This is a genomic window from Granulibacter bethesdensis (assembly GCF_001889525.1).
GTDB classification, from domain to species: Bacteria; Pseudomonadota; Alphaproteobacteria; order Acetobacterales; family Acetobacteraceae; genus Granulibacter; species Granulibacter bethesdensis_C.
In genome coordinates this window covers 325147-340559 of record NZ_CP018192.1, presented here as the reverse complement: position 1 = coordinate 340559, position 15413 = coordinate 325147, and the positions used below count along the sequence as shown (strand labels likewise).

At 58.9% G+C, this 15413-nt stretch carries 11 protein-coding genes, 2 tRNA genes and 1 pseudogene; 7 read left to right on the top strand and 7 right to left on the bottom strand.

Features of this window, described 5'->3' with window-relative positions:
* Positions 1–61: 61 nt before the first annotated feature.
* Positions 62–1060, bottom strand: a complete 999-nt coding sequence (locus tag GbCGDNIH6_RS01505) for a c-type cytochrome (protein ID WP_081369903.1) — start codon at positions 1058–1060, stop codon at positions 62–64.
* A gap of 332 nt (positions 1061–1392) precedes the next feature.
* On the opposite strand from GbCGDNIH6_RS01505, the pseudogene GbCGDNIH6_RS12705 reads away from it, so the two are divergent.
* A pseudogene (locus tag GbCGDNIH6_RS12705) lies at positions 1393–1500 on the top strand (Arm DNA-binding domain-containing protein); the annotation flags it as partial.
* A 202-nt stretch (positions 1501–1702) separates the two neighbouring features.
* Here GbCGDNIH6_RS12705 and GbCGDNIH6_RS01500 read toward each other — a convergent pair.
* The 3 genes from GbCGDNIH6_RS01500 to GbCGDNIH6_RS01490 form a co-directional block, all read right to left on the bottom strand.
* Positions 1703–1933 (bottom strand): hypothetical protein, encoded by a 231-nt coding sequence (locus GbCGDNIH6_RS01500; RefSeq protein WP_072562607.1) that lies wholly within the window; start codon positions 1931–1933, stop codon positions 1703–1705.
* 117 nt (positions 1934–2050) lie between these two features.
* Entirely contained in the window at positions 2051–3610 is a 1560-nt protein-coding gene (locus GbCGDNIH6_RS01495) for a hypothetical protein (RefSeq protein ID WP_157692290.1), read from the bottom strand.
* A gap of 349 nt (positions 3611–3959) precedes the next feature.
* Positions 3960–4289: a metallophosphoesterase family protein gene (locus GbCGDNIH6_RS01490; RefSeq protein ID WP_072562605.1), complete on the bottom strand. Its 330-nt coding sequence runs from the start codon at positions 4287–4289 to the stop codon at positions 3960–3962.
* A 498-nt stretch (positions 4290–4787) separates the two neighbouring features.
* On the opposite strand from GbCGDNIH6_RS01490, the gene GbCGDNIH6_RS01480 reads away from it, so the two are divergent.
* A complete protein-coding gene (locus GbCGDNIH6_RS01480) occupies positions 4788–5060 on the top strand; it encodes a hypothetical protein (protein WP_072562603.1) in 273 nt (90 codons plus the stop codon).
* A 71-nt stretch (positions 5061–5131) separates the two neighbouring features.
* Here the strand turns inward: GbCGDNIH6_RS01480 and GbCGDNIH6_RS01475 are convergent.
* Together GbCGDNIH6_RS01475 and GbCGDNIH6_RS01470 are read right to left on the bottom strand one after the other, a co-directional pair.
* A tRNA-Lys gene (locus tag GbCGDNIH6_RS01475) sits at positions 5132–5207 on the bottom strand.
* 153 nt (positions 5208–5360) lie between these two features.
* Positions 5361–8078 carry an Rne/Rng family ribonuclease gene (locus GbCGDNIH6_RS01470; RefSeq protein ID WP_232449896.1) on the bottom strand — a complete coding sequence of 906 codons (2718 nt, stop codon included), beginning with the start codon at positions 8076–8078 and terminating at the stop codon, positions 5361–5363.
* A 257-nt stretch (positions 8079–8335) separates the two neighbouring features.
* On the opposite strand from GbCGDNIH6_RS01470, the gene GbCGDNIH6_RS01465 reads away from it, so the two are divergent.
* The 5 genes from GbCGDNIH6_RS01465 to GbCGDNIH6_RS01445 all read left to right on the top strand — a co-directional run bounded on the left by GbCGDNIH6_RS01465 (position 8336) and on the right by GbCGDNIH6_RS01445 (position 15220).
* Positions 8336–8542, top strand: a complete 207-nt coding sequence (locus GbCGDNIH6_RS01465) for a hypothetical protein (protein WP_072562601.1) — start codon at positions 8336–8338, stop codon at positions 8540–8542.
* Between the two features lie 155 nt (positions 8543–8697).
* Positions 8698–9528, top strand: coding sequence for an N-acetylmuramoyl-L-alanine amidase family protein (locus GbCGDNIH6_RS01460; protein ID WP_408874852.1), 831 nt, complete (start codon positions 8698–8700; stop codon positions 9526–9528).
* Positions 9529–9696: 168 nt separating this feature from the next.
* Positions 9697–12471, top strand: coding sequence for a penicillin-binding protein 1A (locus GbCGDNIH6_RS01455; protein WP_081370145.1), 2775 nt, complete (start codon positions 9697–9699; stop codon positions 12469–12471).
* Positions 12472–12515: 44 nt separating this feature from the next.
* Positions 12516–13647, top strand: a protein-coding gene (prfB, locus tag GbCGDNIH6_RS01450) for a peptide chain release factor 2 (RefSeq protein ID WP_096912883.1) whose coding sequence is annotated in 2 segments (ribosomal slippage) — positions 12516–12584 and positions 12586–13647 — 1131 coding nt in all. Because the reading frame shifts where the segments join, the coding sequence is not laid out codon by codon here.
* 67 nt (positions 13648–13714) lie between these two features.
* A complete protein-coding gene (locus tag GbCGDNIH6_RS01445) occupies positions 13715–15220 on the top strand; it encodes an MFS transporter (protein ID WP_072564232.1) in 1506 nt (501 codons plus the stop codon).
* 37 nt (positions 15221–15257) lie between these two features.
* Here the strand turns inward: GbCGDNIH6_RS01445 and GbCGDNIH6_RS01440 are convergent.
* Positions 15258–15333 (bottom strand) — tRNA-Ala (locus GbCGDNIH6_RS01440).
* Between the last annotated feature and the right edge of the window lie 80 nt (positions 15334–15413).

Here is a 15413-nt window from a genome sequence, read left to right as displayed (position 1 = left end):
CCATCCCGGAATCCCATCATCATGGTGATGCAGCCACACATCATATTCCTCAAAAGCATATTTATCTGTCTGCATTGCGCAGACGCTTGAGAGCGTCGCGAATAGGCTGAAACGGCCCGAGGACATGCTGTTTCTGGCTGAACCCATCCGCATAAGGGCCATAAGGTGTATCAACGGGTTTTTCCATCCTGTCCGGGAAATCCCGCTGGAGATCTGCTTTGGCAGGTCTTGGCTGTGCATTGACAAAAGCCGCTACATCCCATGAATCCTCAATAGAGAGTACCGGCTGTGTCCAACTCGTACCATCGGGCATATTATGGCGAATAAAATTCGCTGTATTGATCAAGCGATCCATCCCGGCGCCATTATTGAAGCTGTCAGTGCCCCATAGCGGTGGTACCGCGTATCCCTGTGCATCACCCACTCTGCCGACACGCTGTCCCTGCCCATCCTGACCATGGCATGCGGCACAAACCTGCCTGTACACAGCCCGACCACGCACGGGATCAGCAGCCCGCATCAGCTCTGGCATGTGGCCGACCCCTCGTCCCAAAGTAGGCGCACCGACAGGGCGGCCAGTGGACAGAAATTGCAGATAGGAGACAATCGCCTTCATCTCCTTCCCATCCCAAGGCAGAGGCTTACCGTTCATGCTCCGTTGCATGCATCCCTGGATACGATCCTCAATTGTCCCGACAGTGCCGGAACGGGCGCGATAATTCGGAAAATCTGCGAATACCCCGATCAGGGGCAAACCAAATTTTTTGGTTCCGGCCTGCAGATGGCAGCTCTGACAGTTCAGATTATTGCCGGAAAAACGCCGTGCCTGATCAGAAACTTCCGGACCGATCAGGGACGCTGTCCTGACAATCAAATCGCGGCCAGATATGACCGTACGGCCCCATTCATCCTGCGGCAGGGTATTGATATCGGGAACAGACCAGCCCCCCTGCACCATAACGGATGGATCAGGAGCGGCTTTATCAGCCTTAGCAGCAGTGTTCGATACACCCGCCAATACCACAGCCATAACCAAAAAAACCGATACCACTGCCTTCATGCAAATTTTCTCGGTTTTGGGGGCCAGAAAATGCCTGACTGTATTAAAGGATGAAGGATGTCCCCCTCACTGAACGGCGGCAGTGATCACATCCCGTGCAAGCAGTATATCGCCAGAATATTCGGACGTATACGATAGAATAAAAGGAATTTTCGACAAGTTGGTGGACGCACAACGACTCGAACCTTGGACCCGCTGATTTTGAGCGAGGCCAAGATGGGCAAGGCTCTGACCGCACTTGCGGTAGAGAAGATGCAGCTCGGGTCGGCCTCGGCGCAAAGTACCAGACGGCTTAGTCTCTCTGGCCTCTATCTCGTTGTGCAGAGCCCTCCGGCGCCCGATCTTGGGCCGTGCGCTACCGTTCGGACGGCGTCACACGCAAGCCCACCATCGGCACCTATCCCGGTATTGACCTCACGTCGGCCCGCGAACTCGCGTAGCGTGCCTTGCCGAGGTTACGAAGGGCGCTAACCCATCGGCCGACAAGAAGGCGGCGAAACATAGAAAGCATTCTCATCAGTGGCATGGTCTGCCCTGCCAGAACTGTTGCCGTAGTTGTATGTTAGTTACAACCGGATGATAATCGAAAAGTATTTGTGACTATTAGTCCTGTGAACGTGGTCGTAACAATGGAGCTGTCGGTCAGGTCTGCGAAAAAAGAGGCGCGCCGAGCTTGTCGCGCACGGAGAAGAGGTCAATGCCAGTCCGCCGCATGTTCGCCTCCTCGGACGCGCGTGTCTCCAAAAAGGCCTTAGTGACCGTGTGAAACTCGCGCCATTCGTTGGCCCGAAAGCCGGGGCACAGCAGATTCAAGGGCGAGAGTTTCTGAACGCCCTCGTGCCAAGTGGTCGGGTTGTCGATCTCGGAGAGCACGTCACTGCGTATGAGGCAAAGGTTCAGCTTGATCAGACTTGCGTCATATGCGCAGCAGTCAGTTGATCACCCGCAGCCAAGTGATGGAGCGCTTGACCAATCTGCGGTTAGACGCTTTCAGGCTGGGGACTTTCGTTGGAATATATAGAATTCGTTGTCTCCCACAATGTAAACGAGACCTCCGAACGCAGTACGCGTGCCAGTAGGGCCGATTACATGATCGACCTCCGTATAACGATCCATAACCCCTGGATATTCTGCTTGTAGACGCAATATTTCTTGTGGCCGAAGCACTAGATACGTCGGATCCAGTGTTTTGATCGCGCCCCAGCCATGTGCTGCGATTGCCTTTGCTGCGATCTTAGAACCCAAGCCTGGCATATCATAAATCTGATACGCTCTATTCCTGACCCCAATGTAGCCTAACGGCTCAAGGAAGACGCTGTCTCCGGTCTTCATTATTCTAGACAGGTCGAGACCGATCCGATCACGGACAGCAAACTCTACATCGTACTGAACCGTGCGATCAAGATTCAGCGTGAACGGAAGATGGACCGCATAGCCGAAGATTATAAGCCCACCAACAACGCCTGCCCCAAGACGGTTTTTTTTACTAAGCCAATCCACTCCAGCTGCAACAAACAGAAAAAACAGCGCCCAAAACGGCGGCCTGTACCACATGAAATATGTATTAACATTGTATCGGATCATGTACGCGCAAAACACCACTACGACGACTGCTGTTGCCATGAGTGTCGGGATACGCTTCTGCCCGCAGCAGGCTATCCCAATCACTCCCATCAGAAAGACGGCAGTCACGACCAAGCCAGGGAAAAAGCTCGGGCCGGGGGAATGTTGCACAAACCAGAACTCTTTGAATGGGGCGATGAGCTTCCAAAAATTGAGCGCATAGCCGATCATCATTTCAGGTGTCGGGTTGCCGGTAGTCAGACTTTTCACGGTTATTGTATTTGGGATGGGCGATCCGTAGTAAATCCACGTGAACACCACCCACGGCAAAAATATTGCCAGCCCGATCGCAATTGAGGGAATTGCCTTTCGTCGCCATGCAGCGATGGCATAGGCGATAAACACTGCATCTAGAAGAAGGAACTCGGGACGAGCTAGCGCCGCCAAACCACCCATTATGCCTAGAAGCAAATTCTTCTTGAAGGTCGCCGCGTAGACCACTCCAAGCCCAATTGCGACTGCGTACTGGGTCTCCATTCCTCCCATACCAAAGAAAATCTGAAGGTGGTCAGTCGAGAGATAGCTGAGACAGACAGACTGGCCAAACCGGTTCAGTCCCGCTCGGTCCATAATTCTAGCGGCGAAAAAGATTGTGAGCGCCGCAGCGATCAGACTCAATATCCTGTTAAAGGCAATCGGATGCCCAAGCCCCTCACCTACGATCAGAACCATGATACTCAGGCCTGATGTGAAGCTATACACACGCGGCTCTGCCACATGATGTGTAAGGCCATGACCTTCCCACAAATTTAGTGCGGGGTTCAATGTAATAAGAGCATCTTCCCAAATACGGTCTGTATACATCCAGAAAATCAGACGTAGTACGACAGCAAGTATAACAAAAAAGCAAATAAATGCCACATCTGGCGCCGGCACAGAGCCAGATACAGTTGAATATTGTTTACGATTGACTATTGTGTTTGACATTTTGGGGCCCAATTTCTGAACTGACCTTAAGCTTTGCCGCTGTCGTTCGCAAGAGGCGTCAGGAGAACGGGCGCAGTCAAAGGCGGTGGGCACAGCCGGATAGAGGCAAGATTTTTTCAGTTCCGGCTGTTTTGTTGGCTTGGCCCCCGCGTTAATGGCCTGACCGTAGATGCTGCGCTGGCGACGCCCCTGATGATCGCGTCGGTACCCGCGCAGGCAGCGATCGCACGGCTTCGCTCAGCCAGTGACAAACGTCGCCGGCGCATAGCACCACACCAGCGCCAGCCACGAGTTCAAGCCGCCATGAGCCTGATAAGTCGATGTGGAGATCTAGAGAAGACTTGGAGCTTCATACGGCCGGGTTGCCCCCGTTAACACGCAGCACCTCGATGAAGTTGATTGGACCACCCGGCTGTTTGTCGTCGAAGGCATCGATTACCAGGCGCCCGGTGTGCCAGGCCAGTGTGTCGAGATCGATGCTCTGACCATCGGTGATCGGGTCATTGCGATGCGGCGTGTGGCCGTGAACGACGAAGCATCCCTGGTGGCCGAGACGATTCGACTTCCACGACCAGAGCAAATCGCGCTCGATCTGAAAGTCGAGCGGCAGTGCCGGATCAACACCGGCATGCACGAAGATGCGGTTCTGGTCCACGGCGATCGGCGGCGGGGCCGCCACCCATCACACGTTCGCCTGACGGATCAGCGCTAAGTTCAAGATACCTCTTGGCGCTTAAACAAAGAAGATAGGGCGAGGGTGACTCTGGTAGTAGGGTCGCTCTCCCTTGTGGATTCGACCGTTCACACCGGCGAAGAGCGACGGGATATACTCCGCTATCGGTGCTGAGCTAAGCGCCGGAGGCATTCGCCACTTCCTAAAACAACGTCCTACCAAGCGTCCAAATCCAAGCGCGATAGGCCGATTGACACTCACCCCGCCAAGGCACCGAATGACCGCGATGCGCCCCGCGGCCGCCGAGGTCTCATCAATGACCCCAGCAAGCTTGATCGACTGCCTGGGGCTCAACCCGGCTAGAATCAGCCACATGGCGCGAGAGGCGCGTCATGTACCGATTGTTTTGGTTTCCCGACACGCCCGAAACGAAGCGGCCGTGACGGCAGCGTCTGCATCGTCCTGCGCCGGATCAGTTCCAGGTTTGGTCGGAGTGCGGTTCCGATGAGCCCAGATCAACAGTCGCAAAAGCTCTTCGAGATCGCGGATGCGATCGACAAGGGCAGCCTCGTGCTCAATGCGGGAGAGATTGTGCTGGACGCGTTACCCGAGCACAGGGCAAGGAATGCCATAGGCGCCCTCCTGTCCGACATCGCGGCAAAGCTGGCAGCGCAGGCGCAGTTGCATAGAGCGGTGCGGCCCTCCGCATGCATTGCCCTAGCACTGACCACCGCGATCTTCTCGCTGACTGAGCGAAACATACCCGAAATGGATTGAGCAACGCAGCTCGCCTCTGCTGCTGCCGTTACCCTGAGTGTTACCCGCAATCTTGGATTGCGGATTTGCGATGGTGGGCGCACAAGGACTCGAACCTTGGACCCGCTGATTAAGAGTCAGCTGCTCTACCAACTGAGCTATGCGCCCAACCTGCGCAGGCGCGGGTAATACCGTTCCGGGGCTGACCTGTAAAGCCCATCGACATGATTTTTATCATGCGCAGATAAAAGAGGCCGGGTGCGCGTTCTGAGACGCGCGACCCGGCCTTTTTTCATTCAGTCTTCAGCAACAGGGGTTGCCTCAGCGTTTCCACCAGCCTCGTCTGGCCCGTGGAGCGGCATCCTCAATCACCACTGGCTGGATGGGGGGCGCAATATAGGGTTCTGCCTGTTCCTCAGACACGACAACCGGCTCAGGCACCGGGTCAGGATGGCGTTCGGACCGGGAGCCCTGATCCACTTTCCCGTCACGGATCATCGGTTGCTCAATAACATCGATCATGTCGAATACATCCAGCGGCTGCTGACCGAACGGATCAGCCGGGGTGGGACCGGTATAGGCAACTTCCCCCGCATCATGGCCATTCACCTGAGCAGGCTGACGCCGCCCACGCCCGCCACGGCGGCCACGGCGGCGCGGACGGGAATCCTCCGCAAACTCATCACCCAATTCACCGGAGACAGCCTGCGTACCATCGATGGCGTCGCCCTGTGTTTCCGCACTGGTTTCTTCGGAAGCAATTCCGGCTCTCGGCAGCTCTGTGGTTTCCAGGGGCGGCAGAGAGGTATTGGCAGCACCGTATCTGACAGGTTCGTCCTCCTCGGCCGGATTGCCGTTCCCATCCTGCTCGGACCGGGCATCCATCCCATTCTCGGCCCCGTCATTACGGCGATTGCCACGACGACGACGACGGCGACGGCGACGGCGATCTCCATCATCCGGCCCGGTTTCAGAATCGCCTTCCACGGAAAGCAGCCTGCTACCCTTGTTATCTTCCTCGGCGGTTCCAACCGGTTCTGCCTGCACAGCCACGGGCAATGCCGCCACCGGGGCCGCCACCGGGGCCGCCTCGAACGTCGCAAAACCGTCAGAGGCATCAGCGAAATCATACAGATCACCCGCAATGCTCGGCTGCGGATCAGCCACACCGATCAGCGGAGTCCGGACCACGTCTTCCATCGCACGGGCGCGAATTTTCTCAATCCGCAACTGGGAACCACTGAATTGCGTATCAGCGGAGAAAAGCACCTTCATGCCGAAGCGGGATTCCAGCGTGGCCAGAAAATCCCGGCGATTGTTCAGAATGTAGAACGCTACATCGGCAGCGGCATGCACCATGATCTCGGCATAGCGACGGCGTGCGCCCTCTTCCTCGATCGCCCGCAGCACATGGACGGAAGCCCCCTCAGTGGTGCGGACCAGACCAAGCCCATTGCAATGCGGGCAGGTGATCATGCTGGTTTCGGTCAGGGACGGGCGCAGACGCTGGCGGCTCATTTCCAGCAGGCCAAAGCTGCTGATCTGGCCGACCTGAATGCGAGCACGATCGTTCTTCAACGCGTCCTTCAAGCGTCGCTCGACCATGCCATTATGCTTGCGGCTTTCCATGTCGATGAAATCGATCACGATCAGACCGGCAAGGTCACGCAGACGCAGCTGACGGGCAACCTCATCCGCCGCTTCCAGATTGGTGCGGAGGGCTGTTTCCTCAATCCCCCGCTCCTTCGTGGAACGACCGGAATTGACGTCGATCGCCACCAGAGCCTCGGCCTGATTGATTACCAGATAGCCGCCGGATTTCAGCGAAACATTCGGCGCCAGAATGGCGTCGAGCTGCGATTCGACCTGATAATGAGCGAACAGGGGCTGTCCGGCACGTTCCTTATCAGCGTTCCAGCAGATCACCTTGCGGGCATGGGAGGGCATCAACATGCGCATGATATCACGCGCAGCCCGCCAACCTTCTTCACCATCGACCAGCACTTCATCAATCGTACTGGTATAGACATCACGGATCGCCCGCTTGATCAGGCTGGCTTCTTCGTGAATCAGTGCTGGCGCGGACGAACGCAGGGTGATGTCGCGGATATCATCCCACAGGCGCAGCAGGTATTCGCAGTCCCGCATGATCTCCGCCTTCGGGCGGTTCCCGCCAGCCGTGCGGACGATGATGCCCATGCCGCGCGGGATCTCCAGCGCGCTGATAATGTCTTTCAGGCGGCGGCGATCAGTGGCGGAGGTAATCTTGCGTGACACGCCACCACCACGCGGCGAGTTCGGCATCAGCACGCAATAGCGGCCGGCGAGGGAAACATAGGTGCTCAGCGCGGCCCCTTTATTGCCCCGCTCTTCCTTCACCACCTGAATCAACAGGATCTGGCGGCGCTTGATAACTTCCTGAATTTTATAATTGCGCAGGAAACGGGGGGAGCGGCGCTCACGATCCTCTTTCTGGCGGGCCGGGCGCGAGGCCTGACGGCTTTCCTCCTGATCATCGCCTTCCCCGGCGGAGGCGGGAACGCTCCCGTCATCCCCGGCCTCGCCAGAAAAATCGGCGGCGGATTCATCCTGCTCCCCATGATCGGAGCCGTCCTCTTGCGGATCGGATGCTTCGGGCTGCTCCGCATCTGTCTGGATGACCTCCCGAGCGTTGTTCAACGGTCGGGCGGCGGAACGACGCGCCTCAGCGGCGGAAAATTCGGCTTCCTCAGCCTCCTCTTCCTCACGTGCTTCCTCTTCCTGCATGGCGAGCAGGCGCTGACGGTCGGCAACAGGGATCTGATAGTAGTCGGGATGGATTTCACTAAAAGCCAGAAAGCCATGCCGGTTGCCGCCATATTCGACGAAAGCGGCCTGAAGGCTCGGCTCTACCCGGACGACTTTGGCGAGATAAATATTCCCTTTGATCTGTTTACGGGACGCTGCCTCAACGTCGAAATCTTCAAGCCGGTTTCCATCCATCACCACCACGCGGGTTTCTTCCGCATGGCTGGCGTCGATGAGCATTTTTTTGGTCATTGAATAATGAGCTCCGGTACACGCCCGGGATATGCGCGAACGGCGCGCTCCACCGGGCATGACGTTGTGTCGGTGTATCGTCGCGAAGGGCACGCACAGCCGCAACCGTATCCGGGCCAGCGCCTGAGGCGCATGGTATGACAGTCTCAGTCAGTTCCGAATATAGCCACACAGCCTGGCGTCTCGATCCTTCGGTCTAAAAACTTGGGTGCGGCAGCCGTTTCAGGCGCCAGACCCGGCGGTTTTCCCAACGCCACATGATGCGTGGCCGCGACGCGGGTGCGCTCGCTGTCCAGTATGAAACCAGCCTGACGGTTGGCTCCATGTATCCGGCTGACGATCCGAACAATCTGTCGGCGGGCATGGAGACGCCGCTGGCAATCTCTCTGGCACACCCAGCATGGAACAAATGCCAGCCCACTGCAAGACGCGATCCTGTGATCCAAAGGAGACAGCCCGCCTAAAATGCGCCATATTTCAAAGCCTAATAGTCAAAACCGACCGCACGGTGTTAAAAACACGCACTATGGCTGATCTTCTGTCACTGCACCGCCGCAGCCTCCTTGGCGCGATGACCTCCGGGCGGCTCCTTGCCAGGGCGGGCCTGCTTGCCAGCTGGATGTTGCCCCCCGCATTGCTGGACAACATGGCAGAGGCCGAGGCTGCAGGGCAGCAGAAACACGGCCACCCTCATGCCACAAAAACATTGCATGTTCCGCCAGCCGGCCTATCCGCCGCCCGGAAAAATGGTGCACCCCGTCTCATCATGCTTGATCCCGGCCATGGCGGAAAAGATCCGGGCGCGATTGGCATCACCGGCACCTATGAAAAACATGTCGCCCTCGCTGCCGCACAGGAACTGAAGCGCCAGCTGGAACGGACCGGGCGCTACCGGGTGGAAATGACCCGCACCAACGACACCTTCATTCCCCTCGACGGCAGGGTGGATCGCGCCCAGAGCAAGGGAGCTTCCCTGTTCATCTCCATGCACGCGGATGCGCTGCACAATGCCGGGGTGCGCGGGGCCAGCGTCTATACGCTGGCAACATCAGCCTCTGACGCGCAGACAGCGTCTCTGGCGAAACGGGAAAACAGCGTGGACCGGTTTGGCGGGCCGGCCTTTAGCAATCAGCCGCCCGATATCGCCCGTATTCTCACCAGTCTGGTGCGGCGGGAGACCAAAATTGGATCAGCCCGACTGTCACACAGTATGGTCAGCAGCCTCGACAGCACCGTGCCGATGCTGACGCATCCTGCCCGCCATGCCGGCTTTGTCGTTCTGAAAGCCGCCGATATTCCCAGTGTGCTGGTGGAGATGGGTTTCATGTCCAATCGTCAGGACGAGGCCTTGTTACGCCGCGCTGACCATCGCATACGAATCGCCGCCGCCATGACCCGCGCCGTGGAAGCCTATTTCGCCACCAGCGCCGGATATGCCATGCGGGGATGACCCGGCATGTTCCGCAAATCAGGCAACATGTGCCCGATCATGGATTGATGGACATAAACGCCCTGCCTTGACTGCCTTTCCACACGCTTCCAGCCCACGGCGCCATCGCATGGCGGATCAGTCACCTTCCCCATGCACGGGATCACGAAATCTGATACAGAGCCGCGCATGACGTCATCCGATCTGCCGCCCCCTGACCGTTCCATTGCCGTTCCGCCGCGCCCGGTGCTGACCGCACGGGAACGGCTGGCGCCCCCTTCTCCGGAACCAGGGCGGGAACCTCCCCGCAAGCAACGCAGGGATACTCAGCCCTCGCGGCATGCGGCGCGTGAAGCCGGCAAAAGACGGGCAGGCGGCCGTTTTCGCTGGATCGGCCGTCTGATCGGCGCGCTGGCCGGCCTGATCGTACTGGGCGGTCTGACAGGGGTAGTCGCGATCTATGCCGCCTATCGCCATTACGCATCCGATCTGCCTGATCTGGAGGGGCTGCGCGTCTATCAACCCCGCGTCATGAGCCGCGTCTATGCTGCTGACGGCCAGATCGTCAGTGAACTCGCCACCGAACGGCGCGTATTCGTGCCATTTTCAGCCATTCCAGACATTGTAAAAAAAGCTTTCGTCTCTGCCGAGGACCAGCATTTCTGGACCCATCCCGGCGTTGACCCCGTTGCCATGTTTCGGGCTGCCGTCACCGATCTCAACCATTTACATGATGGAAAGCGGCCCATCGGTGCATCGACGATCACTCAGCAGGTCGCCAAAAACATGGTGCTGACCAATGAGGTCTCGATCGCCCGCAAGATCAAGGAAGCCATTCTCGCCCTGCGGATCGAGGAAAGCCTCAGCAAACAGCGCATTCTGGAGCTGTATCTGAACGAGATTTATCTCGGTCAGGGGGCCTACGGCGTTGCCGCCGCGGCACAGGCCTATTTCAACAAGCCGCTGGACGAAATCACAATACCGGAAGCCGCTTTTCTGGCGGCCTTGCCCAAAGCACCGAACAATTACAACCCTTTCCGCTATCCCGATGTCGCACGGGGCAGACGGGACTGGGTGCTGGATCGCATGGCGGAAGACCATGCCATCACCCGCGAGCAGGCCGCCGAAGCGAAGCAGCAGCCCGTGCTGCCTACCGCGTTCCACCGGCCCGAAGGCATCCCGGGTGCCGGTTACTTCGCGGAGGAAGTCCGGCGCAAACTGGTCGAGCGCTTCGGGGCCGATACCACGACGCAGGGCGGCCTGTCGGTGCGCACCAGCCTTGATCCAGCCTTGCAGATTGCTGCCGACCAGGCGCTGCATCGGGGGCTGCTGGCCTATGATCAGTCCCATGGCGGCTGGCGAGGTCCCGTTGCCCATCTGGAAGAAAACAGCCTTTCCAGCCCGCAATGGGAATCCGAACTGGCGAAGCTGCCACGTCCGGCCGGTATGCTACGCAACTGGCGACTGGCTGTGGTGATGAAAATTCAGCCTGCCGATGCCTCCCTGGCCTGGACCGATCCGCCCACCAGCCCGCTGCCCACCGCAACCCCCGCCCCGGTGCATCATGGCATGATGCAACTGGCGGATACGAAATGGGCACGTCCCGTGAAAGACGGGAAGCTGGGCGGCGTCCCCCGCCGGATGAATGATATCGTCTCCATCGGCGATGTCGTGATGGTCGAGGTAGACGAAGCAGCACTCGCCAGTCCGGTTGTTCAACCCGCCGCCTCATCGACGCGCAAAACACCCGCCACCCAGATCAGGGAAGTCCCTGGCCCGGCCCTGCATGTCCGGCTGCGCCAGATTCCCAATGTACAGGGGGCGCTCGTTTCTCTCGATCCCCGCTCTGGCCGTATTCTGGCGATGAGCGGCGGCTGGAGTTTCGAAACCAGTCAGTTCAATCGGGCGACACAGGCCAACCGTCAGCCTGGAAGCTCCTTCAAGCCATTCGTCTATCTGACGGCGCTGGAACAGGGCATTGCACCGGGCCAGACTTTTCTGGATGCGCCCTTCGTGATGAATATGGGGGCCGCAGGTGTGTGGCGGCCCAATAACTATGAGATGACATTCTCCGGCCCGGTGCCGCTGAGCGTCGCACTGCAAAAATCGCTCAATCTGGTGACGCTGCGGGTCGCGCAGAAAGTCGGTATGGAGGCGGTGGCCAAGACCGCGATGGATTTCCATCTGGTTGATTCCATGCCGAAAGTCCTGCCCGCCGCGCTCGGTGCGGTGGATACCACTGTGCTTCGTGAGGCCGGAGCCTATGCGTCGCTGGCGCAGGGCGGCAGGCTGGTCACGCCACATCTGATCGACAGTGTGCAGGACCGTGACGGGCATGTCATCTGGAAGCCGGAAGACATTACCTGCGAGAACTGCACAACGCCTGCGACCCCGCCCGCAACGGCTCCTTCCTCCTCTCCCCCCCCGTCCATATCCACCGATGCCGGGCCGGTGCTGGATGACAAGCGCAATCCGGTGGCGGATGCGATGAGCACCTTCCAGATTGTCACCATGATGGAAAATGTGGTGGCGCACGGCACCGGCTATCAGGCCTCGATCGGTATGGGCGGACGCCCCATTGCCGGCAAAACCGGCACGACTCAGGACTTCGTTGATGCCTGGTTTGGCGGCTTTACACCGACGCTGGTCACTATCGTCTGGATCGGTTTCGACAACCCCACCTCTCTGGGCGAACACGAAACCGGCGGAGCGCTGGCAGCCCCTGTCTGGCGCGAATACATGAATGCTGCGCTGAAAGATCATCCCATGCTGCAATTCCCGATGCCGGAAGGCATGACCCTGGTGAAAAGCCCGGCCGGCTGGGATGCGTTGAAGCCCGGCCAGCCCGATGGGGGTGCCGTGATCGATGGCGGCAGCGCATCCGGGACGGCACAGCCCGGCGATTCCTCCGGCAGTGGAGGAGGCAGCGGCGGTCTCGACACCGGAATGGGCGGGCTGTATTGAGCGCCTCTCGTTTCCTTTGACTTCAGTATGACCGGAACAGGACCATGTCCGCCGAAATCGACGCCCTCAACCAGCAGATCAAGCAGTCCGTTGCACTGCTGAGGAGGCATCTTTGACTGGGATGCCGCTCAACACCGCCTTGCGGAGCTGAATGCCCGCGCCGAAGATCCTGATCTGTGGAACGACTCCGCCGCCGCGCAGGCGGTGATGCGTGAACGCACCCGCCTGGCCAGTCAGGTGGAAGGCGTGCTGCGCATGGAATCGGAAGTCAGCGACGCCACCGAGCTGGCCGAAATGGCCGAAGCCGATGGCGACGAAGCCATGGCCACCGATGCCCGCCGCATGCTGGAAACCATTGCCGCCGAAGCCAAGCGGCTGGAAATCGAAAGCCTGCTGTCCGGCGAGGCTGACGGCAACGATGCCTATCTGGAAATCAATTCCGGCGCAGGCGGAACAGAGGCTCAGGATTGGGCCGAAATGCTGTTGCGCATGTACACGCGCTGGGCCGAAGCCCATGGCTATAAAGTCACGCTGATCGAACAGAGTGATGGGGAGCAGGCGGGGATCAAATCCGCGACCCTTCAGGTTGCCGGCCCCTCCGCCTATGGTTGGCTCAAGACCGAGGCAGGGGTGCATCGTCTGGTCCGCATCAGCCCATTCGACAGCGCCGCAAGGCGGCAGACCAGCTTCGCCAGTATCTGGGTCTATCCGGTGGTCGACGACAATATCGAGATCGAGATCAACGAAGCCGATCTGAAGGTCGATACATTCCGCGCCTCCGGTGCGGGTGGTCAGCACGTGAACAAGACGGAGAGCGCGATCCGCATCACCCATGTGCCATCCGGTATCATCGTCGCCTGTCAGACCGACCGCTCCCAGCATCGCAACCGCGCCACGGCGATGAACATGCTGAAAGCCCGCCTGTACGAGGCGGAGTTGCAAAAGCGTGAAGCCGCAGCGCAGGAACAGGAAAACGCCAAAAGCGAAATCGGCTGGGGCCACCAGATCCGCAGCTATGTTCTGGCCCCTTATCAGCTGGTGAAAGATCTGCGCACCAACGTTGAAAAAGGCAATCCGGGTGCCGTTCTGGATGGCGATCTGGACGAGTTCATGGCTGCCGCCCTGGCCGCCCGCGTCGGTGCGCATCGCAGCGAGGCGAGCGCCAGCGCACAGTAAGGTCTGACCATTCCAGCCGGACAGGATGGCATGCAACCGGCCTTCCTGCCCGGCCGTTTTGCGTCTCATGGAAGCGCGCCAGACTGATTGCATACATTCTGATTGTCCACATTCCAGGGAGAGATCCCCACCTTCAGTCACAAGCAACATTCCGGCCCGGCTGGACCGGCTGCCGTGGAGCCGGTTTCATACGCTGGTGATCATAGCCCTCGGGATTACCTGGATTCTGGACGGGCTGGAGGTTACTCTCGCCGGGTCTCTCGCGGGCGCAATCGCCAGCAGTCCGGCCCTGAAACTTACCAGCGGACAGGCCGGTCTCACAGCCAGCGTCTATCTTGCGGGTGCCGTCGGAGGGGCTTTGTTCTTCGGCTGGCTGACCGACCGGCTTGGGCGGAAGAAACTGTTTACCCTGACCGTACTGCTCTATCTGACCGCTACCATCCTGTCCGGATTATCGTGGAGTTTCTGGTCCTTCGCGCTGTTCCGGTTTCTGACCGGTGCTGGCATTGGCGGGGAATACGCCGCCGTCAACGCCACGATTCAAGAACTGATCCCAGCACGCAGCCGCGGCTTTGTCGATTTGACGATCAATGGTTCGTTCTGGCTCGGCGCGGCGATCGGGGCGCTGGGATCAGTGCTGGCGCTGGGCCATCCCGAGTGGATTGATCAGGAAACAGGCTGGCGGGCGAGCTTCGTGATCGGGGGCCTGATCGGCTTCATCGTGCTGCTGTCACGACGCTGGATTCCGGAAAGTCCACGCTGGCTGATGACGCATGGCAGACCCGGCGAGGCTGATGAAGCAATGCGCCAGATCGAAACGATGGTCGCCAAGGACAGACCGGATAATGCGCTTCCACCCATTCCCCCCACCCGGCTACGTCTGCGCACCGATGTCAAAAGCTGGTTTCTGCCCAGCCTGCATAGTCTGTTCACGCAGTATCGGGACAGAACCATTCTCGCAGCCGTTCTGATGGGCGCTCAGGCGTTCTGCTATAATGCGCTGCTGTTCACGTATGCGCTGGTGCTGAATAAATTCGAAGGCGTCGGCAATGCGCAGGTTGGATTTTATATCTTTCCTTTTGCGCTCGGGAATTTTCTCGGCCCGCTGCTGCTGGGGCGATGGTTCGATACGCTTGGGCGTAAAACCATGATCACCGGAACCTATCTTCTTTCCGGCCTGCTGATGACCATGGTTGGTCTGCTGTTCGGCATGGAGCTGTTGGATGCAACAGGACAGACAGTCGCGTGGACGATCGTGTTTTTCTTCGCCTCTGCCGCCGCCAGTTCAGCCTATCTTACTGTCGGCGAAAATTTTCCGCTGGAAGTCCGTGCTGTCGCAATTGCGATTTTCTACGCGCTGGGCACCGGGATTGGCGGCATTGCAGGACCAGCGCTGTTCGGCCATCTGATCGATGCGGGACGAGAAGCTGTGATGTGGGGTTACGCTGGGGGAGGCGCTCTGATGATGGTGGCCGGGCTGGTAGAATTGCGCCTGGGTGTGGACGCCGAAAACAAATCCCTCGAAGAGATCGCCCCGCCCCTGAGCAGCCTGCCGCTTCAGGAAAGCAAATGAGAATGAGGAAGAGTATTTCAGAACGACCAGCGAAGCGTGGTGGAGCTGAGGGGAATCGAACCCCTGACCTCCTCATTGCGAACGAGGCGCTCTCCCAACTGAGCTACAGCCCCGCTCCGCGTCGTCTCCTGCACTGTGTTGCAGCGTAGGCGGCGCGTAATGCCGCGCGCGCGCGCCGAAGTCAAGCTGATAG

Coding starts and splice junctions, on each gene's coding strand:
- GbCGDNIH6_RS01505 (WP_081369903.1), bottom strand. CDS start 1,060: ATGAAGGCAGTGGTATCGGTTTTTTTGGTTATGGCTGTGGTATTGGCG.
- GbCGDNIH6_RS01495 (WP_157692290.1), bottom strand. CDS start 3,610: ATGTCAAACACAATAGTCAATCGTAAACAATATTCAACTGTATCTGGC.
- GbCGDNIH6_RS01480 (WP_072562603.1), top strand. CDS start 4,788: ATGAGCCCAGATCAACAGTCGCAAAAGCTCTTCGAGATCGCGGATGCG.
- GbCGDNIH6_RS01470 (WP_232449896.1), bottom strand. CDS start 8,078: ATGACCAAAAAAATGCTCATCGACGCCAGCCATGCGGAAGAAACCCGC.
- GbCGDNIH6_RS01465 (WP_072562601.1), top strand. CDS start 8,336: ATGATGCGTGGCCGCGACGCGGGTGCGCTCGCTGTCCAGTATGAAACC.
- GbCGDNIH6_RS01460 (WP_408874852.1), top strand. CDS start 8,698: ATGTTGCCCCCCGCATTGCTGGACAACATGGCAGAGGCCGAGGCTGCA.
- GbCGDNIH6_RS01455 (WP_081370145.1), top strand. CDS start 9,697: ATGACGTCATCCGATCTGCCGCCCCCTGACCGTTCCATTGCCGTTCCG.
- GbCGDNIH6_RS01445 (WP_072564232.1), top strand. CDS start 13,715: ATGGAAGCGCGCCAGACTGATTGCATACATTCTGATTGTCCACATTCC.